General features: G+C 65.1%; 23 protein-coding genes and 1 tRNA gene. 13 read left to right on the top strand and 11 right to left on the bottom strand.

Annotated elements, in window-relative coordinates:
* Positions 1 to 50: 50 nt before the first annotated feature.
* Entirely contained in the window at positions 51 to 2,927 is a 2,877-nt protein-coding gene (locus tag ACLBV5_RS07095) for an ATP-dependent DNA helicase (RefSeq protein WP_447605242.1), read from the bottom strand.
* Positions 2,928 to 2,985: 58 nt separating this feature from the next.
* On the opposite strand from ACLBV5_RS07095, the gene ACLBV5_RS07090 reads away from it, so the two are divergent.
* Positions 2,986 to 5,619 (top strand): ligase-associated DNA damage response DEXH box helicase, encoded by a 2,634-nt coding sequence (locus tag ACLBV5_RS07090; RefSeq protein WP_447605241.1) that lies wholly within the window; start codon positions 2,986 to 2,988, stop codon positions 5,617 to 5,619.
* Positions 5,620 to 5,785: 166 nt separating this feature from the next.
* Positions 5,786 to 6,517: a ligase-associated DNA damage response endonuclease PdeM gene (pdeM, locus tag ACLBV5_RS07085; RefSeq protein ID WP_447605240.1), complete on the top strand. Its 732-nt coding sequence runs from the start codon at positions 5,786 to 5,788 to the stop codon at positions 6,515 to 6,517.
* A gap of 30 nt (positions 6,518 to 6,547) precedes the next feature.
* Here the strand turns inward: pdeM and ACLBV5_RS07080 are convergent, their stop codons facing one another.
* Entirely contained in the window at positions 6,548 to 7,036 is a 489-nt protein-coding gene (locus ACLBV5_RS07080; RefSeq protein WP_025976636.1) for an Lrp/AsnC family transcriptional regulator, read from the bottom strand.
* Positions 7,037 to 7,184: 148 nt separating this feature from the next.
* Here ACLBV5_RS07080 and ACLBV5_RS07075 point away from each other — a divergent pair, with 148 nt between their 5' ends.
* Genes ACLBV5_RS07075 through lpdA form a run of 5 tightly spaced genes read left to right on the top strand, consistent with a single transcriptional unit; the run spans position 7,185 to position 13,085 of the window.
* Positions 7,185 to 8,414 carry a thiamine pyrophosphate-dependent enzyme gene (locus tag ACLBV5_RS07075; protein WP_447605239.1) on the top strand — a complete coding sequence of 410 codons (1,230 nt, stop codon included), beginning with the start codon at positions 7,185 to 7,187 and terminating at the stop codon, positions 8,412 to 8,414.
* A gap of 3 nt (positions 8,415 to 8,417) precedes the next feature.
* Entirely contained in the window at positions 8,418 to 9,521 is a 1,104-nt protein-coding gene (locus ACLBV5_RS07070) for an alpha-ketoacid dehydrogenase subunit beta (RefSeq protein WP_208542137.1), read from the top strand.
* A 1-nt stretch (position 9,522) separates the two neighbouring features.
* Entirely contained in the window at positions 9,523 to 11,199 is a 1,677-nt protein-coding gene (locus ACLBV5_RS07065) for a 2-oxo acid dehydrogenase subunit E2 (protein ID WP_447605238.1), read from the top strand.
* A 6-nt stretch (positions 11,200 to 11,205) separates the two neighbouring features.
* Positions 11,206 to 11,688 (top strand): hypothetical protein, encoded by a 483-nt coding sequence (locus tag ACLBV5_RS07060; RefSeq protein WP_447605237.1) that lies wholly within the window; start codon positions 11,206 to 11,208, stop codon positions 11,686 to 11,688.
* The gene (gene lpdA, locus ACLBV5_RS07055; protein WP_447605236.1) at positions 11,685 to 13,085 is read left to right on the top strand and encodes a dihydrolipoyl dehydrogenase; all 1,401 of its coding nucleotides are present in this window, start codon (positions 11,685 to 11,687) and stop codon (positions 13,083 to 13,085) included. The genes ACLBV5_RS07060 and lpdA overlap by 4 nt, the downstream gene beginning before the upstream one ends.
* A gap of 181 nt (positions 13,086 to 13,266) precedes the next feature.
* On the opposite strand, the gene ACLBV5_RS07050 is transcribed toward lpdA, so the two are convergent.
* Both ACLBV5_RS07050 and ACLBV5_RS07045 read right to left on the bottom strand, forming a co-directional pair.
* The gene (locus tag ACLBV5_RS07050; RefSeq protein WP_447605235.1) at positions 13,267 to 13,572 is read right to left on the bottom strand and encodes a hypothetical protein; all 306 of its coding nucleotides are present in this window, start codon (positions 13,570 to 13,572) and stop codon (positions 13,267 to 13,269) included.
* A gap of 68 nt (positions 13,573 to 13,640) precedes the next feature.
* Positions 13,641 to 14,927: a hypothetical protein gene (locus ACLBV5_RS07045; RefSeq protein WP_447605234.1), complete on the bottom strand. Its 1,287-nt coding sequence runs from the start codon at positions 14,925 to 14,927 to the stop codon at positions 13,641 to 13,643.
* 137 nt (positions 14,928 to 15,064) lie between these two features.
* Here ACLBV5_RS07045 and ACLBV5_RS07040 point away from each other — a divergent pair.
* A tRNA-Arg gene (locus ACLBV5_RS07040) sits at positions 15,065 to 15,141 on the top strand.
* Here the strand turns inward: ACLBV5_RS07040 and ACLBV5_RS07035 are convergent.
* The 3 genes from ACLBV5_RS07035 to ACLBV5_RS07025 all read right to left on the bottom strand — a co-directional run bounded on the left by ACLBV5_RS07035 (position 15,112) and on the right by ACLBV5_RS07025 (position 17,882).
* Positions 15,112 to 16,779, bottom strand: coding sequence for a recombinase family protein (locus ACLBV5_RS07035; RefSeq protein WP_447605233.1), 1,668 nt, complete (start codon positions 16,777 to 16,779; stop codon positions 15,112 to 15,114). The two genes, ACLBV5_RS07040 and ACLBV5_RS07035, sit on opposite strands and share 30 nt — an antisense overlap.
* A 489-nt stretch (positions 16,780 to 17,268) precedes the next feature.
* Positions 17,269 to 17,523, bottom strand: a complete 255-nt coding sequence (locus ACLBV5_RS07030; protein WP_447605232.1) for an RNA polymerase sigma factor — start codon at positions 17,521 to 17,523, stop codon at positions 17,269 to 17,271.
* A complete protein-coding gene (locus tag ACLBV5_RS07025; protein ID WP_447605231.1) occupies positions 17,520 to 17,882 on the bottom strand; it encodes a hypothetical protein in 363 nt (120 codons plus the stop codon). Before ACLBV5_RS07025 ends, ACLBV5_RS07030 begins: the two co-directional genes overlap by 4 nt.
* 215 nt (positions 17,883 to 18,097) lie before the next feature.
* Between ACLBV5_RS07025 and ACLBV5_RS07020 the strand changes: the two genes are divergently transcribed.
* The gene (locus ACLBV5_RS07020; RefSeq protein ID WP_447605230.1) at positions 18,098 to 18,334 is read left to right on the top strand and encodes a helix-turn-helix domain-containing protein; all 237 of its coding nucleotides are present in this window, start codon (positions 18,098 to 18,100) and stop codon (positions 18,332 to 18,334) included.
* 386 nt (positions 18,335 to 18,720) lie between these two features.
* Here the strand turns inward: ACLBV5_RS07020 and ACLBV5_RS07015 are convergent, their stop codons facing one another.
* Positions 18,721 to 19,425 carry a hypothetical protein gene (locus ACLBV5_RS07015; protein ID WP_447605229.1) on the bottom strand — a complete coding sequence of 235 codons (705 nt, stop codon included), beginning with the start codon at positions 19,423 to 19,425 and terminating at the stop codon, positions 18,721 to 18,723.
* 419 nt (positions 19,426 to 19,844) lie between these two features.
* Between ACLBV5_RS07015 and ACLBV5_RS07010 the strand changes: the two genes are divergently transcribed.
* From ACLBV5_RS07010 to ACLBV5_RS06995, 4 genes are read left to right on the top strand one after another with little or no spacing between them, the layout of a single operon-like run.
* The gene (locus ACLBV5_RS07010) at positions 19,845 to 20,312 is read left to right on the top strand and encodes a mobile mystery protein A (RefSeq protein WP_447605228.1); all 468 of its coding nucleotides are present in this window, start codon (positions 19,845 to 19,847) and stop codon (positions 20,310 to 20,312) included.
* Positions 20,309 to 20,899 carry a mobile mystery protein B gene (locus ACLBV5_RS07005; protein ID WP_447605227.1) on the top strand — a complete coding sequence of 197 codons (591 nt, stop codon included), beginning with the start codon at positions 20,309 to 20,311 and terminating at the stop codon, positions 20,897 to 20,899. The genes ACLBV5_RS07010 and ACLBV5_RS07005 overlap by 4 nt, the downstream gene beginning before the upstream one ends.
* Before the next feature lie 16 nt (positions 20,900 to 20,915).
* Entirely contained in the window at positions 20,916 to 21,554 is a 639-nt protein-coding gene (locus tag ACLBV5_RS07000; RefSeq protein ID WP_447605225.1) for a hypothetical protein, read from the top strand.
* A gap of 51 nt (positions 21,555 to 21,605) precedes the next feature.
* Entirely contained in the window at positions 21,606 to 22,379 is a 774-nt protein-coding gene (locus ACLBV5_RS06995) for a hypothetical protein (RefSeq protein WP_447605224.1), read from the top strand.
* 29 nt (positions 22,380 to 22,408) lie between these two features.
* Here ACLBV5_RS06995 and ACLBV5_RS06990 read toward each other — a convergent pair whose 3' ends face one another.
* The 3 genes from ACLBV5_RS06990 to ACLBV5_RS06980 all read right to left on the bottom strand — a co-directional run.
* On the bottom strand, positions 22,409 to 24,055 hold the full coding sequence (locus ACLBV5_RS06990; RefSeq protein WP_447605223.1) for a hypothetical protein: 1,647 nt from the start codon (positions 24,053 to 24,055) through the stop codon (positions 22,409 to 22,411).
* Between the two features lie 63 nt (positions 24,056 to 24,118).
* Entirely contained in the window at positions 24,119 to 24,343 is a 225-nt protein-coding gene (locus tag ACLBV5_RS06985) for a hypothetical protein (RefSeq protein WP_447605222.1), read from the bottom strand.
* Positions 24,344 to 24,810: 467 nt separating this feature from the next.
* Positions 24,811 to 25,009, bottom strand: a 199-nt coding sequence (locus ACLBV5_RS06980; protein ID WP_447605221.1) for a hypothetical protein, incomplete at its 5' end; no start/stop codon positions are given.

The raw sequence follows: 25,009 nt of genomic DNA, 5'->3' as shown, positions 1-25,009 counted from the left end.
AGCGCATGGACCGGGGGCGCCATAAAGGCGAAGGCGGCGCCGGTTCGCGGCTAGGCTTCATCGGACGATGATGAAGATGAAGCGAGGAACGCCTTGGTCAACTCCACCGTCTCGGCCAGCCCCAACCGCAGCACCTCCGTGCCCGGCGGCAGAGCGGCGAACAGGCGGGTCGGGCAGGCGGCGTCCAGCATGACGAAGACGCCCCGGTCGTCCGCCCGGCGAATCAGGCGACCAAACGCCTGAGCGATCCGCCCGCGCGCCAGGGCGTCGTCCCAGGAGCGCCCGCCCGAGCCCGTGCCGAACCGTTCGCGCCGCGCCTTGTGCAGCAGGTCCGGGCGCGGCCAGGGCACGCGGTCAAAGGCCAGAACGCGTAAGGAGCGCCCCGGCACGTCCACGCCGTCCCTGACCGCATCGGTGCCCAGCAGGCAGCTGTCCCGCTCGGCGCGGAAAACATCGACCAGCGCCCCGACCTCCAGCGGATCGACGTGCTGGGCGTAGAGCGGCAGGCCCGCCCGCGCCAGCTCCGGCCCCAGCCGTTCATAGACCGCCTTCAACCGACGGATGGCGGTGAACAGCCCTAAGCCTCCGCCGCCCGCCGCCAGGAACAGTTCGCGCATGGCCGCCGCGATCTGGCGCGGGTCGTCCTTGACCAGATCATTGACGACGATGACCCGGCTGTTGGTCGCATAGTCGAACGGGCTGTCCACCTTCAGCGTCCGCGCCGGTTCGATCAGGCGCGCCGCGCCGGTGCGCAGACGGGCCAGGTCAAAGGGGTCATCGGCCGCCGGATCGGACAGGGTGGCGCTGGTCACCAGCACCCCGTGCGAGGGCATGACCACCGCCGCCTCCAGCGGCACGGTCGGGTCGATCCAGTGACGACGCAAGGCCACGTCGTGGATGCGGCCGAACGCGGCCTCCGCGCTCAGCCAGTCGACGTAATCGGGATCGGGCCCCATGTCGCCATCTGGGCCGCCCTCCTCCAGCGCCGCCAGCATGGAGCGCCAGCCGGGCAGGGTCATGCGCGCGCGCCGGTCCATGCCGCGCAGCGCCCCCTCGATGCGGGCGCGGGCGGCGCCGTCCAGCTCGGCCGCCTCCTCGTCGAGGATGTCTTCCAGATGGCGCGACAGGGTCAGCAGCGGCGCCTCGAGGTCGGCGATGGCCTTGGCCGCCTCGCGCGCGGCCGCCAGCACCGGCTCGGTGACCGGATGCAGCGGGCACTCCAGGCCGAACTCGGTCCCGCCGCTCTCGGCGGCGCGAGCGCGCAGTTGCTCCAGCGCCGCCACCAGGAAGCGCTCGATCGGGCCGATGGGGTTCACTTCGCCGGACGCCGGCGCGATGCGGCCGGACACGCCTTCGCCGGGCAGTTGCGCCGCCGCGCGCAAGGCGTCGGTCAGGGCCGCGCGGGCGGCCTCGTTGTCGGCGCACAGGTCGCCCAGCCGTTGCTCGAGCCCGCGCCCGCGACGGCCGCGTCCCTCCGGCCCGCGGATCCAGCGGCGCAGCTCGGCCGCCTCCTGCCCCGACAGGCAGGCGGAGAAGGCGCTGTCGGCGGCGTCGAACAGGTGGTGGCCCTCGTCGAAGACGATGCGCTTCAGCGCCGCCGTCTCGCCGTCCTGCTTCAGGCCCCGCGCGGTGCGGGCGCCGTCGAAGGCGGCCTGGGTCATCACCAACGCATGATTGGCCACCACCAGATCGGCCCGGCGGCTGGCGCGGATGGTCTTTTCGACAAAGCACAGGCGATAGTGGGGACAGGCGGCGTGGACGCACTCGCCGCGCCGGTCGACCAGATTGGCCGGTCCCGCCTGATGCATGGGCGCGGTCGCATAGAGGCCCGGCAGCCAGCCGGGATAGTCGCCCCCGGTCATGTCGCCGTCGCGGGTATGGGCGGCCCAGCGCGCGGCCAAGGCCATGCCGATCAGGTCGCCGTTGCCCAGCTGCGCCGCCTGCACCATGTCCTGGAGGTTCAGCAGGCAGAGATAGTTCTCGCGGCCCTTCCTCACCACCGTCTTGCGCCGCCGCTCGGCCTCGTCGGGCCACAGGGCGCGGCTCTCGCGGTCGATCTGGCGTTGCAGGGCGCGGGTGTAGGTCGAGATCCACGCCGCGCCGGCGTTGCGCTCGGCCCACAGGCTGGCGGGCGCCAGATAGCCCAGGGTCTTGCCCGTGCCGGTCCCCGCCTCGGCCAGCAGGACGCGCGGACGCCCCTCCTCGTTGCGCGGCGAGAAGGCGTAAGCCGCCTCGGCCGCATAGTCGGACTGGGCGGGCCGCGTCTCGTCCAGACCCGAGGCCTGAAGCAGCTTGTCCAGACGGATGCGGGCGCTCTCAGAGTCGACGGGGGCCGACCCGGCCTCGCCGCGCGGCGCCTCGTCCTCCCACTCCTGAAGCCGGGCCCAGACGTCGAGGCCCGAGCCGCGTTGCTGGCGGTCGCGCAACGGCCCGGCGCGCAGGGCTTGAAGCACGCGCGGCGCCCAGCCCCAGCCCGCCCGTTCCAGCGTCAGGGCCAGCGCATAGGCCTCCTCCCGCCCTGGGTAGGCGGGCGCGGCCAGTTCGGCCAGCAGGTCGGCGGCGGCGGCGCGCAGGGCGGCGGCCTGGGCCTCGGCGCCCCGCGGCTCCTCGCGCCCCAGGGCCAGCGCCAGCCCGGTGGCCGACGGGGCGCAAAACCGGGCCGGGCGCACGAAGGCGAACAGCTCCAGCGCATCCAGCATTTCGGCCGAGCGCGGCGGCGGCGCCAGGCCCAGACGCCGCGCGGTCAGTCCGGCGTGGGCGACGATGACGGCGCCGCCGGTGAACAGGCCCTCGGCGGCCCCTCGCCCGATCTTCCTCGCGCCCTGATCGTCGCACACGGCCCCGGCCCCCGGCGGGGTGGCCAGCGCGGGGGGCAGGTCGAACGTCAGGGACGGAACGGTCCGGATGTCGGCGGATTCAACAGTCACTCTCGCTCAATAGCGCCAGAGGTGATGAAACGGAACGGGAACATGTTATAGGCCTGTCGTGACGACGCCGCGCACTGCAACGCTTCCGCCTCTGTTCGCCGACTGGTTCGCCGGTCGGGGCTGGTCGCCGCGCCGGCATCAGCTGGAGATGGTCGCCGCCGCGCAGGCCGGTCAGCACGCCCTGCTGGTGGCGCCGACCGGCGGGGGCAAGACGCTGGCGGGCTTTCTGCCCAGCCTGATCGACCTGGCCGAACGGGGGCCTCGACCCGAAACGGGGCCGGGCTCGGGCGTTCACACCCTCTATCTGTCGCCGCTGAAGGCCCTGACGACCGACGTCGAGCGCAATCTGATGACGCCCATCCGCGAGATCGGGCTGAACATCCACGTAGAGAGCCGCACCGGCGACACCAAACAGTCGAAGAAGCAGCGCCAGCGCGACTTCCCGCCCGACATCCTTTTGACCACGCCGGAGCAGCTGGCCCTGTTTTGCGCCTGGGAGGGGGCGAGGGACTATTTCGCCGACCTGAAATGCGTGGTGCTGGACGAGGTCCACGCCATCTGGAGCGGCAAGCGCGGCGACCTGCTGGCGCTGGGGCTGGCGCGGTTGCAGGCGTTCGCGCCGGGGATGCGGCGGGTGGCGCTGTCGGCGACGGTGGACGATCCGGCAAAGATCGCCGACTGGCTTTCTCCTTCTCCCCTCGGGGGAGAAGGTGGGCGGCGGAGCCGCTCGGATGAGGGGGACGTTAGGGACAAACTCGACGCCGACCGTCTGGATCAGGCGTCCCCCTCATCCGTCTCGCTGCGCGAGCCACCTTCTTCCCCGAGGGGAGAAGGAGTGCGGGTTGTTTTGGGCGACCCCGGGGCGCCGCCCGTGGTCGACGTGCTGGTCAGCGAAGGCCGCGTGCCGTGGGCCGGGCACACCGGCGTTCACGCCATCCCAGAGGTCTACGACGCCATCCGGCGCTCAGAGCTCAGCCTGATCTTCGTTAACACCCGCTGGCAGGCCGAGTTCGTCTTCCAGTCGCTGTGGGCGATCAATGAGGACGACCTGCCCATCGCCCTGCACCACGGCTCGCTGGCGGCAGAACAGAGGCGCAAGGTCGAGGCGGCGATGGCGCGCGGCGACCTCAAGGCCGTGGTCTGCACCTCGACGCTGGACCTGGGCATCGACTGGGGCGACGTCGACCTCGTAATCCAGCTGGCGGCGCCCAAGGGGGCCAGTCGGCTGGTGCAGCGCATCGGCCGGGCCAACCACAGGCTGGACGAGCCCTCGCGGGCCCTGATGGTCCCGGCCAGCCGGTTCGAGATGCTGGAATGCCAGGCCGCGCGCGAGGCCGTGGCCGAGAACGCCTTCGACTGGGAGCCGGAGCACACCGGCACGCTGGATACGCTGGCCCAGCACGTCATGGGCTGCGCCTGTTCGGAACCCTTTGATCTGTCGGACCTATACGCCGAAGTGACGACGGCCGGCCCCTATCGCGGCCTGACCTATGAAGCTTTCGAGGAGGTGGTCGATCTGGTCGCCACCGGCGGCTATGCGCTGCGGACCTACGACCGTTTCGCCCGTATCGTGCGCACCCGCGAAGGCAAGTGGAAGGTCCGCAACGCCCAGATGGCGCAGCGCCACCGGATGAACGTCGGCGCCATCGTCTCGGCGGCCAATCTCAACGTGCGCGTCGCCGGTCGCAGGGCAGGGGGCAAGCATCTGGTCGCTGGCCGCAAGATCGGCGAGGCCGAGGAGTGGTATTTCGAGCAGATGACGCCGGGCGACACCTTCGTCTTCGCCGGTCAGGTGTGGGCCTTCCAGGGCATCGCCGGGACCGACGCCCTGGTCGCGCCCGCCGTGGATAAAGACCCGAAGATCCCCTCTTACGGAGGCTCGAAGTTCCCGCTGGGCACGTCCCTGGCCGAGCGGGTGCGGCGCATGGTGCAGGACCGCGATCACTGGCGCGTCCTGCCCTCCGACGTGCAGGAGTGGCTGGAGCTGCAGGAGCTGCGCAGCGCCATCCCTGAAGCCCAGACCCTGCTGGTCGAGACCTTTCCGAGGGGCACGCGGCATTTCCTGGTCGCCCATCCGTTCGAGGGGCGGCTGGCGCACACGACGCTGGCCATGCTGCTGACCCGGCGACTGGACCGGATGGGCGTCGGCCCGCTGGGCTTTGTGGTGACGGACTATTCGCTGGCGATCTGGTCGATCCGGCCGATGGACGACATCGATCTGGACGCCCTGTTCGAGCCGGACATGCTGGGCGACGATCTGGAGGCCTGGCTCGAGGAGAGCTTCATGATGAAGCGGTCCTTCCGCAACTGTGCGCTGATTTCCGGCCTGATCGAGCAGCGTCAGCCGGGGGCCGAGAAGACCGGACGGCAAGTGACCTTTTCGACCGACCTGATCTATGACGTGCTTCGGCGGCACCAGCCCGACCACCTGCTGCTGAGGACGGCGCGCGCGGATGCGGCGACGGGCCTGCTGGACGTGGCGCGGCTGGGTCAGTTGCTGAGCCGCATCCACGGCCGCATCGTGCATAAGGCGCTGGACCGGCCCTCGCCCTTCAGCGTGCCGGTGCTGGTGCAGATCGGTCGTGAACGGGTCGGGGGCGACGCGGCCGAGATGATCCTGGATGAAAGCGCCGAGGCCCTGATCGCCGAAGTCATGGAAGACGCGCCCGAAGCGCTGAAGGGGGCGGCGTGAAGCAATCGTGCGTCCTTCTCCCCTCGGGGGAGAAGGTGGCTTGCGCAGCAAGGCGGATGAGGGGGACGCCAGTTGCGTGCTCGTCTTTTAGCGGCTTGCCTGCGGATACAGCCCCCTCATCCGAGCGGCTCCGCCGCCCACCTTCTCCCCCGAGGGGAGAAGGGCGATGAACGACGCCCTGCGCGAAACCCTATCGCCCTATCGCCATCCCTGCGGCGGGCTGAAGCTGACGGTCAACGAAGAGGCCTGCGTGCTGCGCTGTTCCGGGGCCCTGTGGCTGCCGAGGCGTCAGGCCCTTATCGCCTCCGACCTGCACCTGGAGAAGGGCTCGGCCTTTGCGGCGCGCGGCCAGATGCTGCCGCCCTATGACAGCCCCGCGACCCTGGCCAAGCTCGAGGCCGAGATCGACGCGCTGGACCCGCGCACGGTCGTGTTGCTGGGCGACAGCTTTCATGACTCAAAGGCGGTGTCGCGCATGGACGGCGCCCAGCTGGCGCGGCTGGAGAGGCTGGCGGCCGGGCGCGACTGGGTCTGGCTGGAGGGGAACCATGATCTGGACGCCCTGGCCGGCGCCCTGGACCAGCTGCCGGGCCGCGTGGTCGAGACGATGGCGCTGGGCGGCCTGTATCTGATCCACGAGCCGCAGATCGAGCCGGCGCCCGGAGAGGTCGCGGGCCATCTGCATCCGGCCGCGCGCGTCGCCGCCTATGGCCGGGGGGTGCGGCGTCCGTGTTTCGTGACGGACGGGCGGCGGCTGATCATGCCCGCCTTCGGCGCCTTTACCGGGGGGCTGGACGTGCGCGATGCGGCGGTGGCGTCCCTGTTCGCGACCGCTCCCTTGGCGGCTCTGCTGGGGCGGGACAAGGTCCACGCCGTCGCCTTCCACCGCCTCAGCTGAGGCGGCGAGGCGTCAGGACGGTGCGGCCGATCAGCCGACGTGCGGCGTGATGATCCCCAGCGGCAGGGTGGTGACGTTCTTCACCCCGCGCGTGACGATATGGCTCTCGCAGTTGGAGACGATGCCCAGCGTCAGCAGCTTGTCGCGCAGGAACTGGTCGAAGGCGTGCATGTCGGTGGTGATGATGCGCAGGACATAGTCTTCGCGCCCGGTGATGGTGGCGCACTGCACCACTTCGGGCCAGCCCTCGACGGCTTCCTCGAAGATTTGCAGATTGTCGCGCGTCGGCAGGCTCAGCTTGACGATGGCGTAGACCTCGAAGTCCAGGCCCAGAAGTCCGGCGTCCAGCAGCGTGACACGCTTGCGTATCAGGCCAGAGTCCTCCAGTCTCTTGATCCGGCGCCAGCACGGCGACGCCGACAGGCCGACGCGATCAGCCACCTCCGCGACGGACAGGCCTGCGTCCTGCTGAAGGATGTCAAGGATGCGCGCGTCGATGGGGTCGAGTTCGTCGGCCAAAGGCTTTCTCCGAATTTGCTTTCTGCGCAATAAAATACCTCAAATTGGTATTTGGCAAGAGTGTTTTTGGAAGAGCTAACAGTGAGCCGACATGCTATGCCCTAGTTCATAAGGAAACGCGGCCGGTTCAACCGGACGGGAGGCATTGATGAAGAATACCCCGACGCTGTCGCTGCGCGTCCCGGAGCCTTCGGGCCGGCCGGGAGATACGCCTGATTTCAGCCATTTGAAGCTCGACGAGCCCGGCGCGGTCGCCCGCCCGGACGTCAGCACGACCCCCGCCGAGATGCGCGATCACGCCTTCCGCCTGATCCGCGTGCTGGACGATCAGGGCAAGGCCGTCGGGCCGTGGGACCCCAAGCTGGACCCTGAGACCATGCGTCGCGGCCTGAAGGCCATGATCCTGACGCGCGCCTTCGACGACCGGATGCACCGCGCCCACCGCCAGGGCAAGACCAGCTTCTATATGAAGTGCACCGGCGAAGAGGCCATTGCGGTCGCGCAAGGGATGATCCTGAGCCGCGAGGACATGGGCTTCCCGACCTATCGCCAGCAGGGCCTTCTGATCGCGCGCGACTATCCGCTCGCGACCATGATGAACCAGATCTATTCGAACGCCGAAGACCCCATCAAGGGCCGCCAGCTGCCGATCATGTATTCGGCCAAGGACTACGGCTTCTTCACCATCTCGGGCAATCTGGGCACGCAGTATGTTCAGGCCGTGGGCTGGGGCATGGCCTCGGCCATCCGCGGCGACGACAAGATCGCCATCACCTGGATCGGCGACGGCTCGACGGCCGAGAGCGACTTCCACTCGGCCCTGACCTTCGCCGCCGTCTATCGCGCGCCGGTCATCCTGAACATCGTCAACAACCAGTGGGCCATCTCGTCCTTCCAGGGCATCGCCGGCGGACTTGAGACCACCTTCGCGTCCAAGGGCATCGGTTATGGCCTGCCGGCCCTGCGCGTCGACGGCAATGACTTCCTGGCCGTCTGGGCCGCGACCCAGTGGGCCGAGGAGCGCGCCCGAACCAATCAGGGCGCGACGATCATCGAACTGTTCACCTATCGCGGCGCCCCGCACTCGACCTCGGACGATCCCAGCCGCTACCGCCCTGGCGACGAGCACGAGAAGTGGCCGCTGGGCGATCCGATCGCCCGCCTGAAGCAACACCTGATCGGCCTGGGCGAATGGTCGGACGAACAGCAGGAAGAAGCCGAGAAGGAAGCGGTCGAGAAGGTCCGCGCCGCCGCCCGTGAATCCGAGGCCATCGGCACCCTGGGCCAATCGCGCCCCAGCGTGAAGACCATGTTCGAAGAGGTCTATGCGACCGAGGACTGGCGCCTGATCGAACAGCGCCGCGAAGTGGGAGTCTGAGTCATGGCCGAGATCAACGACAAGATTGAAGCCGACATGGTCGACCAGAAGGACGCCCCGGCGTCGGTCGCCCCGGACGGCCCCGCCATTGCGCCGATGAACATGATCCAGGCCCTGAACTCGGCCCTGGACGTCAAGATGGCCGAAGACCCCACGGTCGTCTCCTATGGCGAGGACGCGGGCTATTTCGGGGGCGTTTTCCGCGTCACCGACCACCTGCAGAAGAAGCACGGCCTGAACCGCAGCTTCGACGCCCCGATCTCGGAATCCGGCATCGTCGGCACGGCCATCGGCATGGCCGCCTATGGCCTGCGCCCGGTGGTCGAGATCCAGTTCGCCGACTACATCTATCCAGCCTACGACCAGATCGTCTCCGAAGCGGCCAAGATGCGCTATCGTTCGGGCGGCCAGTTCACCACGCCGATGGTGGTGCGCAGCCCCTACGGCGGCGGCATCTTCGGCGGCCAGACGCACTCCCAGTCGCCGGAAAGCCTGTTCACCCACATCGCCGGCCTGAAGGTGGTGATCCCGTCCAACCCCTATGACGCCAAGGGTCTGCTGACCGCGGCGATCGAGGACGACGACCCGGTCATCTTCTTCGAGCCCAAGCGCCTCTACAACGGCCCCTTCGACGGCTGGCACGAAAAGCCGGTCAGCCCTTGGAAGGCCCAGGACCTGGCCCAGGTCCCGACCGGCAAATACGTCGAGCCGATCGGCAAGGCCCGCGTGATGCGCGAAGGCAATGACGTGACCATCCTAGCCTATGGGACCATGGTCTGGGTCGCCCTGGCCGGCGCCGAGCACGCGGGCGTGGACGCCGAGGTCATCGACCTGCGCACCCTGGTGCCGCTGGACATCGAAGCCATCGAGGCCTCGGTCAAGAAGACCGGCCGCTGCGTCATCGTGCACGAGGCGCCCAAAACCTCGGGCTTCGGCGGCGAGCTGAGCGCTCTGGTGCAGGAGCGCTGCTTCTATCACCTGGAGGCGCCGGTGGCGCGCGTGACCGGCTGGGACACGCCCTATCCGCACGCCTTTGAATGGGAATATTTCCCCGGACCGCAGCGGGTCGCCGACGCGCTGAAAGCCGTCATGATGGGAGGTCGCTAAGATGGGTCGTTTTGTTTTCAAGCTTCCTGACGTTGGCGAAGGCACCGCCGAGGCCGAACTGGTCGGCTGGCACGTCAAGGTCGGCGACACCGTCGCCGAGGATCAGATCGTCGCCGACGTCATGACCGACAAGGCCACGGTCGAGCTGACCAGCCCGGTCGCGGGCGTCGTCACCGCCCTGCACGGCGAGCCCGGCCAGATGATGGCCGTGCGCGGCCCGCTGGCCGAGTTCGAGGTCGAGGGCGAAGGCAATGCGGAAGCGGTCGCCGAAAGCCCCTCCACCGCTACGCGGTCCCCCTCCCCACAAGGTGGGGAGGAAAAGCCCTCGCTTTCTCCTCCCCATGCCAATGGGGAGGTGGCGCCGAAGGCGACGGAGGGGCCGACGGCCGCACCCGGAGCCAACCACGTCTTCAAACTGCCCGACGTCGGCGAAGGCACCGCTGAAGCCGAACTGGTCGGCTGGCACGTGAAGGTCGGCGACACGGTCGAGGAAGACCAGATTCTGGCCGAGGTCATGACCGACAAGGCGACGGTCGAACTGACCAGCCCGGTCTCCGGCGTCGTCGTCGCCCTGCACGGCGAAGCCGGTCAGCAGATCGCCGTCGGCGGCCCGCTGGTCAGCTTCAACGTGGCGGGCAAGGGCAACGTCGCCGAAGCCCCCGCCGCCGCTCCGGCGCCTGCCGCCAAGGCCGAGAAGGCCGCGCCTGCGCCTGTCGCCGCACCGGCCGCCAAGTCTGCTGCTGCGCCCAAGGCCGACGCCAGGCCCGTTCCCGCCGTGACCGGCCGCCAGCCGGGCGAGCGCCCGCTGGCCTCGCCCGCCGTGCGCAACCGCGCGCGGGATCTGGGAATCGACCTGGTCTTCGTGCCGGGCAGCGGCCCCGCGGGCCGCATCGAGCACGCCGATCTGGACGCCTTCGTCGCGCGTGGCGGCACGTTTGCCCCCGCCACAGCCTCGGGCGGTTCGCTCTACGTCAAGGCCGAAGGCACCAACGAGGTCCGCATCATCGGCCTGCGCCGCAAGATCGCGGAGAAGATGGCCGAGAGCGTGCGTCGCATCCCGCACATCACCTATGTCGAGGACATCGACATGACGGCGGTGGAAGAGCTGCGCGCCCACCTGAACGCCCAGAACAAAGGCACGGGGAAGCCCAAGCTGAACGTCCTGCCCTTCATCGCCCGCGCCATCGTCGTGGCCCTGAAGGACCAGCCGAACATCAACGCCACCTATGATGACGAGGCGGGCGTGCTGACCCAGCACAACGCCGTCCATCTGGGCATCGCCGCCCAGACGCCGAACGGCCTGATGGTCCCGGTCGTCCGCCACGCCGAGGCGCGCGACGCCTATGACACGGCCGAGGAGATCGCCCGCGTCTCGGGCGCCGCCAAGGACGGCAGCGCCAAGCGTGAGGAGCTGTCCGGCTCGACCATCACCATCACCTCGCTGGGCACGCTCGGCGGCGTGGTGCACACGCCCATCATCAACCACCCGGAAGTCGCCATCGTCGGTCCGAACAAGATCGAGGAGCGCGTCGTGGTGCGGAACGGCCAGATGGTCGTGCGCAAGATGATGAACCTGTCCTCTAGCTTCGATCACCGCATCGTCGACGGCCATGACGCGGCGGTCTTCGTGCAGAAAATCAAAGACCTGCTGGAGAACCCGGCGACCTTGTGGATGTAGAGCGGAATGCGAACGTCGCTCGCAGCAGCCTTTGGCGCATTCATACTGTGCCTCTTGGGACCGAGCGCCACCATCGCCTGCACGGTGATGTTCGATGCTGACCATTCTGCAGATCTTGCAAGGCAGCGCTTGCATTGGGATCAAGCTGACAGCGTCGTTTTGGCTCGGCTCGATGGACGTGCTTGGCTCACGCGCGACCATGCGCGGCTAACCTGGCGCACCGTGGCGATCATCAAAGGGACTGTCGGCCCCGAGGAGATCCACCGTATGCGGCATATCAACGGCGTCGACAGGGAATGCGGCTTCTTTCCTCCCGAGCGCGGCACGGTCGTGGTGCTCTATCTGAGACGTAACGGCTTGCCGACACGTCTTCTTCCCAACTCTGGCTGGTCCATCATCGACAGTGATGGACCGCGTTTCATCTACGATCCGCGTATCGCCGAAGCTCTTCGGGCGGCAGCTGATCGACTAAGGAGCCTGAACAGGTGACCCAGACCCTCAAGACCAAAGTCCTGATCATCGGCGCCGGAACCGGCGGCTATGTCGCAGGCATCCGTTGCGGCCAGTTGGGTCTGGAGACCGTGCTGGTGGATGCGTCGCCCGGTCTCGGCGGCACCTGCCTGAACGTCGGCTGCATCCCCTCCAAGGCCATCATCCACGCGGCGGGCAAGTTTGAAACGGTGGCCAAGGCCGCGTCCGACGCGGGCACGCTGGGCATCACCGCCTCCACCCCGGCCATCGACCTGTCGAAGACGGTCGAGTGGAAGGACGGCGTGGTCAAAAAGCTGAACGCCGGCGTCGCCGCCCTGCTGAAGAAGGCCAAGGTCAAGGTCATCAAGGGCTGGGCCGAGTTTTCGGACGCCAAGACCTGCACCGTGAAAACCGACGACGGCGACATCCGCATCACCGCCGAACACGTCATCCTGGCCACAGGGTCGGAGCCGGTCGAACTGCCCTTCCTGCCCTTCGGCGGCGACGTGATCTCGTCCACCGAGGCCCTGAGCCTGCCCGAGGTTCCCAAGAAGCTGGTCGTCGTCGGCGGCGGCTATATCGGCCTGGAGCTGGGCATCGCCTTCCGCAAGCTGGGCGCCGAAGTCGCCATCGTCGAGATGGCCGAGCGCATCCTGCCGCTCTACGACAAGGCCCTGACCGACCCGGTCGCCAAATGGCTGGAGAAACACGGCGTGCAGCTGCTGCTCGGCGCCCGCGCGGGAGGGTTCGGCGACGGCAAGCTGAACGTCACCGACAAGGACGGAAACCCGATGCAGCTGAATGCCGACAAGGTGCTGGTCACCGTCGGCCGCCGCGCGCGGACCCAGGGCTGGGGCTTGGAGAACATGGGGGTGGCCATGAACGGCCCGTTCGTGAAGATCGACAATCGCTGCGCCACCAGCATGAAGAACGTCTGGGCCATCGGCGACCTGACCGGCGAACCTATGCTGGCGCACAAGGGCTCGGCGCAAGGTGAAGTCGTGGCCGAAATCATCGCCGGTCATGATCGCGTGTTCGACCCGACCACCATCGCCGCCGTCTGCTTCACCGAGCCGGAGATCGTCTCGGCGGGCCTCGGTCCTGACGACGTCAAGGGCCGCGACGACGTGATCCAGGCGGTCTTCCCCTTCGCCGCCATCGGCCGCGCCCTGGCCATCGAGGCCGGCGAGGACGGCGGCTTCGTCCGCGTCATCGCCTCCAAGTCGGACCACCGCCTGCTGGGCGTCCAGGCCGTCGGCCAGCACGTGTCGGAGCTGTCCAACAGCTTCGCCCAGATGCTGGAAATGGGCGCGGTGCTGGAGGATGTCGCCGGAACCATCCACGTCCACCCGACGCTGGGCGAAGCCTTCCACGAAGCCAGCCTACGGGCGCTCGGGCACGCCATACACATCTGAGGGCGCTATGCTCGGGTCGCGGACCCTCGCGACTTGAGCGCAGTTGAGCGGGCCGCGATCGTCGGCCCTTCGGGACCTCCCGACCCGACGCGGCTTGAGATTCCCTCCGCCCTTCGGGGCAAGAAAAAGGGGCGCGCAGCGAATGCAGCGCGCCCCTTTTTTTGCGTCTAGCGCCTGCTAATCAGTTCTTGTGGGGAACGCGCGTGTCCGTGGCCGGATCGACGGCGCCGGGGCGTCCCTCGGCGGCGGCCTCGGCCTGATTGGACTCCAGCTTGTCGGCGACCTTGCCCGCGCCTTCCTCGACCGCCTGAGCGGCCTTCATGGCGCCGGATTCGACCACCTCGCCGGTCTGGGCGGCGACGTCGGCGGCCTTGCCGCCGGCGGCTTCGGCGTTGGCCTCGGCTTGGTTTTGCTCGGCCTGGGTGCAGGCGGCGGCGCCGAGCGCCAGGACGGAGGCGGCGGCGATGGTCAAGGTGCGGATGCGCATGGGTGAACCCCTCTGAGATAGGAACCTTTGCCTTAACGCCGGCGGTCCGGCGCGGGTTGCGATCACCCTTAGTTCAGGTCGACCGGCAGCGTCTGGCTGGCCAGCAATTGCTCCATCGTCTTCCAGTGGTCCGGCCCCTGCCGCTCGACCCAGGCCTGCACCATGTCGCGGCCGAGGCCATAGTTGATGATGTAGGAACGATAGGTCTCGATAAAGCCCAACCGCTGCGCCGCGCGGTCGCGCGGCACGAGGCTGTATTTCTGCAGCTGATCCAGCGCCGTTTCGCGGTCGATGCGCCCCGCCAGATAGGCGTCCGCCACCGTATATTCCGCCCGCGCCAGCTCGCGCGTCAGGGCCAGCAGCTGCGTCTGCGCCTCGGCTGTCGCCGGGTCCAGCCCGGCCAGCGGATACAGCACCTGGGCCTCGAACTCGGTGCGTTCATGGCCAGGGAAGGCCAGGTCGATGCCGTAGTTGGCGCTGCCCTCGGCGATGAAGGACATGGGGCTGAACAGGGGATAGACGCTCATCTCGACCCAGCCCTTGTCCTTGACGAAGGTCTGCTCAAGCAGGGCGTTGTAGACGTGGTGGCCGGGATAGCCTTCGTGGCAGCCCAGATCGACCGCGCGGTCGATATAGATCGGCAGATCGGTGTTCACCTGGATCAGGCTGAAAGAGCCGCCCTTGAACCAGTTGTAGCCGGACCACGGCTTGTCGTTGACGAACTCCAGCGTGAAGGTCTCGCCGGCGGGCAGGGTCATGCGGCGCTCGGTGCGCGCCTTGCACTCGCCGATGGCGGCGCGCATCACCGTGTCCAGCCGGTCCTTGGGGATGACATAGCGGGCGCGGAAGGCGGCGACCCGTTCCGCCAGCGGCCCCTCGCCGGGGATTAGGGCGTCGATGCGCGCCAGCACCGGATCATAGGACGACAAGGGCCGCAGTTCCGGCCGCACTCCGAACAGGGCCTCGGCCTCATCGGCGAACCCCAGCTTCTCGCCCTGCAGCATCCGCAGCCGCGCCGAGGCCGCCGCGACATGGGCCTTCAGATAGGCGCGGCGCTGGCGGCTCTGGGCGTCCAACCCAGCCTCCGGCAGGGCGTCCAGGCGCTGGGAGAGGTTGGCCGCGCTCTTGGCCAGCTGGGGCAGGGCGCGCGGCTGCGCCTTGGCCGTCTCGGCCCACTGCGCCGGGCCGTAATAGGCGTCGACATAACCCGGCTCGCGCTCGCCGATCTCCAGCGTCAGGGCGACGTAATCGCGCGCCACGGCGTCCAGACTGTCGGCGTTCGGCTTCGGCGTCGCCGCGCAGGCGGCCAGAACGGCGACGGCGCCCGCCAGGGCGGCGATGGTGGTAGCGCGCATGGACATCTCCCTCTCTCGTCCCTGACGCTAGGCCTTCGCGCGCCGCTCGCCAAGAAGCGGCCGGCGGACGCAGTTCAGGGATTGAGACCGCCCCGCCCATGCTGTAAGCACCGCCGTCCGGCCTCGTCGCCGCAGACGCACCCGTAGCTCAGCTGGATAGAGTGCTGCCCTCCGAAGGCAGAGGTCACAGGTTCGAATCCTGTCGGGTGCGCCACTTCGGTTTAAAACCGAGAACTCCGCCAGCGGCGGCGTAACTTCCACCATCGCTAGACGCTAAGGCCCGCAGAAGCTCGGTTCGTGAGCCGATGATGCGCGCCTCTGTCTTGCTGATGACCTCCACCCGCTGTGTCAGAGCTCGGAGGTGATCCCGCCGATAACCGCTGGTGCAATCCCGCAGCTTACGCCGTGCGGCGCTGGCGAAGCGGGTTAGGGCGTCCGGCGTGATCGTCGGCGCCAGCCGATCTACTGACGCGCTGATCCGCTCGGCGTCTGCTCTGGCCTGATCGCGGATGCCTGAAAGTTCAGCCACTCGATCCTTCAGCGAGGCGTCGTCCGGCGACAGCAGACCGTTCTCGATAGCCTCGTAGAGCCGATTGAGCTTGGCGTCTGCCTCGGTGGCGCGCTTGCGCATCTCCGCGATGTGGGTGCGCCGCTGATCGGCCCATTCCTCCCGCCGATCTAAAAGTTGTTCCATCAGCGCCGCTAGACGATGCGGATCGAGCAAGCGAGATTCGAGGTGGTCGATGATGGCGTCATCGAGTTTGTGCATCGGGACGGCGAGGCCCTTGCAGCCTACCTCGCCCATGCGGGCCTTAGTCGAACAGGCGTAGTAGCGGTACTGGCCGCCCGCGCTGCCCTTTCCCGTCCTCAGAGTCATGGCGCCGCCACAGGCGCCGCAGAAGCAAATGCCCGTCAGCAGGTTTGGGCCGGTGGAGACGCGAGGCGGGGTCCACTTAGGATTCCGAGAGGCGAGACGCGCTCGAACAGCCTCGTGGTCCGCCTTCGACACTATGGCCGGAACAGCCATGATGGCGTGTTCCGCCTCAGGCTTCGGCGCCTTGGTCTTGTGGTCGCGGGTGTTGAACCGGTGCTCGCCCATATAGGTCGAGCGGGTCAGGATCTGATGGACAGCGCTGATGCCCCAGCGCCCGCCGTCTCTGGTTCGGACGTTCTGATCGTTCAAGCGTGTGGCGATGGTCTTTAAACCCATCGGTCCCTGCGCTCCGTCGCCGGTCAGCGCCCAGCGGTAGATGGTGCGAACCGTCTCGGCTTGGAGCGGGTCAATCTCCAAGGTCTTCTTGATCTTGGCCCCGCGCTGCTCGGCCGCGACGATGCGGTAGCCGATGGGCGGCCGGGCGCCGTTCCAGAAGCCCTGGCGGGCATTCTCCTTCATAGCGCGTAGGGTGTGCTTGGCGTTCTCGCGAGACTGATACTCGTCAAAGAGCGTCATGATCTGGCGCATCATCACGCTCATGGGATCGTCGCCCAGCTCCTGGGTGATGGACACGAGCCGCACCCCATTCTTCGCCAGCTTCCGCACATAGAACTCGAACTGGAACTGATCGCGGAAGAACCGCGAGAAGCTGTGCACCACGATTACGTCGAAGGCGGGCGGCTTGGTCAGGGCCGCCTCAATCATGGATTGGAAGGATGGACGCCGGTCGTCGGTGGCGGTGTTGCCCGGCTCGACATACTCTGCGGTCGCCTCCCAGCCCTTGGTCTCGCAATAGGCTTCAAGCTGACGGCGCTGGTCAGGAATGGAGAGGTCGTTGACGGCCTGTCGTCCGGTCGAGACGCGGAGATAGAGGGCGGCGCGGGTCTGAACGCCTGTGGTGACGGCTTTGCGGCTCATGTTCTGCTCCTCTCAGAGGCGCGGACCCAGAACCTCGTCGAGCACCTCGCCAAGCCACGCCTCCACCGCCTGGAGCTCGGCCGAGGTGATCGGGAGATCATCAGGCCAGGTGTGGGTGACGCGGACGGCCGATTGTACGCCAACTGGCCGGGCTTGCGGAGTCTGGCGCCGACGCGCCTCCGGCTCTGATGACGGCTGGACATACATAGCCGCCAAGCTGATCGCTCTAAAACTGCGCGCATATTCGGAACCTCACCCTCGTAAAACTACGGCCGCCGCTTCCCTGCAAAGCGGATCGATCCATCGATCACGCCCAGCCCTCAGCGGCGGCGGCCGACCGGGTCAACGCCTGCGGCGCTTGCCGCAGCCCGCAGGGCGCGAAGCGGGGTTGAAGCGGGCGGGCGGCGCTGCTCCTCACCCCAAAATGAGGGTCAATACGGCTCCGCTTGTCAGACAATGCCGGCGCAAAGCCTATCCTGCCCTAGACCCTCACGAGCGCTCAGAGTCCTCTTCGCCGCCCGCCTTATCAATGGCCCGGCTCAGCCGAACGAGCGCCGCCGCCAAACGCGCTTCGGCCGCTCTTTTCCCGATGCCCAAGTGCTCGGCGATCTGCTCCAAAGGCATTCCGGCGAAGCGATGCAGGATGAAGACATCCCGACAGCGCCGGGGCAGTCGGCGGATCACGGCAACAAGAGCCCGGCGCTGGCGGTCTTCCTCGGCGGACTGCGATGGCGAAGGGGTCACCGATCTGTCCCGCTGTCGATCCCTATTGCCGCCTCCACGGCGCTCAGAAGGTCACAGATGACGTGATCGGCGACTTCGGGCGGAAGCGGGAGGTCCGGCTTCATGCCGGTGCGCAGGGCCCCTGAGCCATAAAGCGGGCCGAGCACCGCAGCGAGTTCGCCAATACCGTCAGGAACGCCCTCAAATCCCAGCATCCTGACGCAGCGGAGCGCCTTGCTCAGGTCATGACGCAGCCAGACGCGGGTCCAATCGTCAGAGAAGCCGCGATGCATGAGATAGGCTTTGAGGCCCAGTTCAATGGCAATGGCGGAATGATAGGCCGACTGGGCGCCGACGCGGTCATCGCCAATCCAGGCCATCGCGTGGAAGGCTCGGGCGTTACGGGCGAATGCGATAGCCAGCCGACACTCTGAAGAGAGTCGCCTCCACTTTCTGGGCTGAGAGGAGCTTAGATCAGTTGGCATGAGCAGCCTCCGCGAACCCGGATGTTGGCTGGCATTTCAGAACAGGGTGCGCAAAGATGATCACACCGACCCGACAAAGTCAACACGGTGTATTCATATAGGAGCACACCGTGCCGATTATTACTCCGCTACAGGTCAAGCTCGCGCGAACTGCAGTCGGGCTGGGCGTGAGAGACCTCGCCGCAGCGGCAGGCGTCGCGCCCTCTACCATCCAACGGTTCGAGTCCGAGCGTGGAGACATGCAATCTCGAACACTCGATAAGGTTCAGCAGGTTTTGGAAGCCGCTGGCGTGATTTTCATTCCTGCGGACGCCACCGGCGGCCCTGGCATTCGACTGAAGGCCTGACGTTCACTTGCGGCTTACAAGGACAAGAGGCCGGTGCTGGAACTGCATGCTGTCATGGCTCCTTCCGCGAAACATGGGCGATTGGTCGAGGAAATGCTCTTGGTAAGGTAGTGGCGCGCTACAGCGCAGGTCTTCAAATGCAAAGCCTCCGTGGGGTCATCGTCAGCGATGACGCCTACAAGAAAGTGTTCTTTGCAATTAAGCACGTCTCCGATTTTCAGGACACGATCAGGCAGCGGGAAAGCAGGTTCCAACGCCGAATACCGACGAGATCAAAGCCGATCTCAATACAATCGACCAATATAGTCAGATGCTGAAAAACGATTGGCCGAGACTGCTGATATACACCGTCAGTTCGAAGAGCCTCTTAAAGCCACCATTGCGGCTTAGCTGCCCGGTGGGCCGAAAAGCAGTTTCAAAGCTGCAATCGTCTTGTCATAGCGGTAGCCCTGCGGCCCGCCTTTGAGCGCCGCATGAACGAGTCCGCCGTACCGGCTGGCTCGCTCTTCCTCTTCCGTTGTGTCTGCCAACGCGATTTGATCGGGAATGCTTAAAGCACGGCCATCCTTCCCGATGCGGACATAGAGCGCGTCCTGCTTCCGGCGATCTTTTTTCCCCTCGGCGATTGCTAGCGCAGATTTCTCATAGTTGGGATCTTCCCCCCAAACCCACGTGCCGCTTTCCCAGCGGCCAATCTTCTCATAGCGCAGGAGCTGAAGGGCGCTTCCGATGTCCTGCGGAAAGCAGTCTCCTAGTTCGATATCCGCTCGGACCATCTCCATATACTTATTCGCGTTGTCCCAATGCATGATCACGTACTCCATGATCATGCCCACGAGCTGTTTGCAAACATGGTCGTTCATTGCTCGAACGACTGCGGGCGTGAAGGGGATCACATCATCCTTCACCAAGAGGAGCATGAAGGCTTTCGCAAACTCCTCCTGTGCGATCATGGCATTGTAATAGCGACCGGCAAACACGGTGAGGAACTCAAGCGCGTACCGGTCCTCAAGAAGGCGATATCCATTGTCGAAGCATTTGTTCGCGCTCTCGATCAGGTGTTTGTCAACAGGTCTGCTCAGCTTCGCCATTCTCCACTATGACCTTGCACAGAGGACATCCTCAAGGCGTGTGGTGCCGTTGATGGGTCGAGCGCAGCCATAAGCGCCTGCGATCGAGCGGGATCACGGTTGGCAAAGAGATGGTCGATCGGCAGTTCCGAAGGCTGGTACAGATCGAAGCAGAACGTCTGCCTTGGCGTAGCTATAGAGGCCGGGACGTCGCAGATCGAGCAGGGTTGCCAGATCGATGACCGGTTCGCTGTAGCCGCCGACGCGACTGAGTTTCAAAGCCCTGCGCAGGATAGAGGGCCATATTCCTGTTCTGCCAAGCTCGATGGCTTTCCTGCGTCATAGTCATACGGAATTCCCCCATCTGGTTGACTATGATGCACTGATAACTTGATTTTTGGTCGACTATAGAGAACCATAAACCCAAAGGATGGTTGACTATGGCCAAACGCAGCGACAGCCAAGCGCTCGCCCGCAAGCACTTGGATAAGCAGTTTGAGCGGATTTCGATCAAGAACACGACGCGCCCGCCGAAAGGCTGGCTGCGCGCGATCCGTGATGCCTTGGGTCTGACTTCTCGCCAGCTCGCAACAAGGATGGGGAAAACCCATACGACGATCACCGCTCTCGAAAAAGGAGAGGTGGCAGGCACGACAACGCTCAACAGTTTGCGCGACGCCGCCGAGGCGATGAACTGCACGCTCGTCTACGCAATTGTACCTAACCAGTCACTCGAGGCGATGGTGCGTGCGCAGTCGCGCAAACTCGCCGAAGCGCAGCTCGCCCGCGTGAACCACACGATGCGACTTGAAGATCAGGCCGTCGCGCGTTCCGACCTCACCGATCAGATCAATCGCCTTGCCGAGGATTTGAGCCGCGACGGCAGTCGCCTTTGGGATGAGCCGTGAACGATCCTCTCTTCGACGCCGAAGACGATGCCGCAACACCGCTCACACCTGATGAGCGCGCGCAGCTTATCCCGACCTACATCACGACACGCGCGCAGCTAAACGAGGCGGAGCAAATCGGTATCGCCGATGCCGATCGCTGGGCGTTCAGACGCAAGCGCGACGTGCTCGACGAAGATTTTCTTCTCGCACTGCATAAGCGGATGCTCGGCGGTGTGTGGCAGTGGGCCGGCACCTTTCGGAACACAGAACGCAACATCGGTATCGCGGCCTACCTCATCGGCGTGGAACTCCGCACGCTGATAGGCGACGTGAAATACTGGATCGAGCACAACACGTTCCCGATCGACGAGATCGCCGTGCGATTTCACCACCGTCTCGTTGCGATCCACCCGTTTCCCAACGGCAACGGGCGGCACTCACGCCTCGCAGCCGATCTTTTGATTGTCAGTCTAGGCGGCGTTCGCTTCACATGGGGCAGCGCCAATTTGGTAGAGCCCGCCGCGACACGCGCGCGCTACATCGCCGCTTTGAAATCGGCTGATGACCATGACATCGGATTGTTGCTCGCGTTCGCACGTTCATGACGGGAAGAAAGCGCCCATGAAATTTCTAGAGGCGCTGCAAGAGAACGCGACGGCGACATCGGATGCAAACCTGCCCTATGCGGAGGTGATTTCCCGCATCGAGTCTCTGAACGAGGGCTTGCGAGAATTCTGGTCGCAATCTCACGGATGGGCTCCGGCCGACGCCGCCGAGTTGATGAGCAAGTCACGGCTCGACTGGCAGGTGTCCCTTTCAAGATCGTTGAAACACTGGGCGGTGGAGCCGCCTGACAGCATCGAAGATGGCGACCTCATTCTCGGCTGGGCGAACCTGGGCAGCCTAATCGAAGGTACGGTGAAGCTATTCCTCGCGGTCTATTACGAGGATTACAAGAACGACCTGGACACGCTGAAACAGACGCCGGCGTGGAAGAAGGGAAAGCTTCTCGACCCTGACGGACTGATGCTGGAGGCGCTGATCCAGTATGTGTCAAAAGCGAAGCTCTTCCCGTCCGACGAACTTGCGCTGCTGAAACTCGTGCAGGCTCGACGAAACGCCATTCATGCTTTCAAGGACCGGCCGATTGGCACCGGTTCGGAATTTCACGCAGCGGTCAGGGAATATCTCGGCATGTTGCGCTCGACCGCAAACCGTTTGCCTTACCCCGACGAAATGTATGCCCCGCAGGAATATTGACATGTCGACAGGCGCTCCGCGAACTCATGCAGGTCACCGAGGAGCGCCGTGATGACGTCCGAACGAGGCGATCCAATCCTGCAAATGGGCGAGGGTCTCGACCACTACATGAAGGCTGCCGATGAGACGGCGATAGATCTGCTCGGTGGCGACGATGAGCTCGTCAGCGCTTTGCGACGATACGACGACTATATGCGTCGAGACCTCTTGCAGCATGCCGTCAAGTCGCCCGGCCTTGGTTTCGTCCTGTCGATGAACGCCTGCATGATGTTCTTGGCCGGCGCACGGATGGCCCTTAGCGGTCATTCCGCAGCGGTGTTCCCGCTGCTGAGAACAGCGCTCGAATCCGCGAGCTACGCCGTTCTTATCGAACGCGACCCGACCCTTTCTGACGTTTGGACCCGCCGGCATCGAAGCGAAGCCGACAAGAAGGCGTGTCGCAAGGCATTCACGTTCGAACAGGGCGCTGCCTTCCTGAAGACGTCAGCGCCGGACATCTACGGGCTCGCCAAGGAGGCGTACGAGGGTGCGATCGACTATGGTGCCCACCCGAACGTCAAAGGCGTTGCAGGGCACTTGTCGATCGACGACGAGCGCGACGACAATTACACCGCCGTCACGCTCACCGCGCTCTATGGCTCGACACATATCGAAACCGTGCGGGGCCTTTGCGCCTGTCTCGATTTCGGCCTCTCGATCATCGGCTTGATCGCGTTGGCTCATCCCGAACCATCCGAGCAGCTTGTTGAAGACCTTCAGAAACTGTCGGACATCAAGAACGAAGCGACCGACCAGTATCGTCCGCCCGAGTTGGAAGAGGAATAGCGCTCGCGCCTGCGGAGAAATCGCCGCCCTTATCCGCCGACGCGTTTCAAAAAGCGTTCCAGCGCCAGCTCGTCTTCAGCCATCATGATGAACGAGCGCGCGGCGAATTCCCGGTCGATCGTCTTGCTCACACGCCCACTCGCGACCTGAGCGATCATAAGGCTTAGAGCAGGGTTCAGTCGCCGATGTGTCCAGCCGGTTTCCTCAAGTAGCTTGCGGGCACTTACGCTCAGATGCGTTTGGTTCTTCTCCTTGGCCTCATCAAGGATGCGGCGGATCAGAGTGCAGGCGTCACGATGAGGATCGGTGTTGCAGGCGATCGGATCAAAGACCGCATAGATGTCCGACGTCATCGAAAAATACGGAACCGCGCGGTTCGTCGTGCGAGTGAGGGTGACGAAGCCTTCACTCTCCAGCTCGGCTAACGCCTTTGCCAAGTCTCGCTCCGACGCCTCGGGAAAGGCCGTCTGGGCATCACTGCCACGCGGCGGATTCTCCAGTCCGTGTTCAGACTGCATCGCCATCCAGAGCCCGACCTTCTTCGCTAGCTCGCTGACGTCGAGCTTGAGATCGTCTAGCGTCATCGACTTCGCCTCCTTAGGTTCGGCTGGCTTGGACCCTGCCTCGTTGGACTCCCCAATCGCCGGCGACGGCGCGCCGCAGAGCCACTCATCAAGGCAATCAACGACGCTCTGACAGATTGACGCGAACCGCCTGATGTCATCACCGACGAGGACCACGGTTTCACCTAGGCGGGCTTCTTCAGCGTGCTCGGCAAACTTGGAATCTACGACACCGAGGTTGTGACCGATGATGTGACGCTTTTGGATATTGAGGCGAAGGGTCGCGAGGTCCGCGACTTCGAGGTTCGCAAACGGATTGAAGTCGAGATTCTTGAATCGCTTCTCCGCCCGCTCGAGGTTTTGAAAGTCATTTCCCACGGGCTTCACCGCTGGAGCGCCTTCTGACCTGTTTTCGATGCCGTAGAGATAGACGGTCTTCAGCGTGGCTTCGAAAGCGGTGAGCACATCTTCATGGGCATTGCCCAGAAGCCGATAGGCCAGTTCCTCAAGACCGGCGCCTTGTGCCTCCGCAATCTCGACCTGTGCATTCACGAGTTGCCGCTCGCGCTCGAAGTGAAGCCGCAGGTTCGGCGCTCCGCAATCCGGGCAGAAAAGGCCGATCGCGTAAACGCCGTAGTCCCGGCCACAGTGATCGCACACCAGTTCGCGGAGTAGATCGGCGCGGCGGAAAACTAGACGCGGCTTCGGTGTGCGGGCACCTGGTTTGTACGTGATGTATTTCGAACGACCGGCGACGCCCTTGAGCATGTCCGAAACGGCCGCCTGCATGTCAGCAAGGGCAGCCTGTTTGACGGTATCGATAGCGGCCTTCTTGTCGTCAGGGTGCCAGAAGCTATCGTCGCTTCCGATTGTTCCGCTGTAGGGACACACAGTTTTCTGGGATCGCGGCTCCAGTTTCATGCGTTCGCGCGCCTCCTTCGTAACCTCAAAATCCGGCGTCACATTTCCGAGGACGAAGTGCCGAGGGTGAGCCTCCTCGTTAGGCGAAAACCTGTAAATCCGCCCCGACGGCGTACTTGGCGGTCGAACAGCCAACTGCATTTTGCTATCAGTCCCGCCGACGCGGTACTTATTGAGGTTGTCGAACTTCATCACTGAGCTCCTGTGAGGAGCCTGTGATGGGAATCGGAATAAATCAAGAACATCTGCTGGCGGTCATGCTTTCAGCATTTCCACCACGATGTCGGCCAGGCTGTCCCACATCGACATCAGGTGTTCAGGCGACGGCGCGAAGTTGGGGGAGTGAACGTAGCGGTTCAGCGTGTCGGCCGAGACGAGCTTATCGCCCTGTTTGCATCTCTTGAGCACCTCGACCTGCTTCCCGTCGATCTTGCCTGCCGCTTTCAAAATGCAGCCCGGCTTTCTCCAGCCGGCTCGCAAGTGTGTCGCCGTCTTGAACGACTACGCCCGCCTTCTGGATGTAGTTCTCAAGCGCGAGTTCGACCAGCACACGCAACAGGACTGCGATCGCGTTCGGGTGTTTGTGCAGGTCCAGATGGAACTGGAGCTCTTTATAAATTTAATGATGGCGCTGGAGCCGGCCCGGCCAAACGAGGCTGACATCCTTTTGTGGAATGAGCGGGTGCGGACCGTGGGTGTCGCTTTCGCACTCGGCTTTACCTTCGCCGGCTTGGCGGAAGGTTTTGACCCGCCTGGCGTGGCGGGCTTCGCAGGGTCGCCGTCATCCGATCATGCCACGTGCTCTGGCATATGCCCTTCTGTACGCCGGTGTGTCGGCGGAAAAGGATCTCATCGATGCGCTCGCGATCCGTCTCAACCTGACAGGTGATCTCCTTCGGGAATGCTCCTTTCCAGAGTGCGCGCTGCTCCCGAAAGAAGGTTTGCAACTACGTAGTCGGCGCTCGGCGCGGGTCATCGAGCAGTTTTAGGCAGGTCACCCGCCTGTTGCCGTCGAAGACGGTGAACTTCGTCTTCTCGGGTGGCCGGTGACGTGACCCCCGTTTCTCATCCAGCCATAACAAGAGTCCGAGGTTGATCTGGGTAGAGATTGGTTGGGTTGGCAATAGGGCGGCCTGCGCAGCCGTC

This window comes from Brevundimonas sp. M1A4_2e, from assembly GCF_053345555.1.
This window is presented reverse-complemented; position numbering and strand designations above follow the sequence as displayed.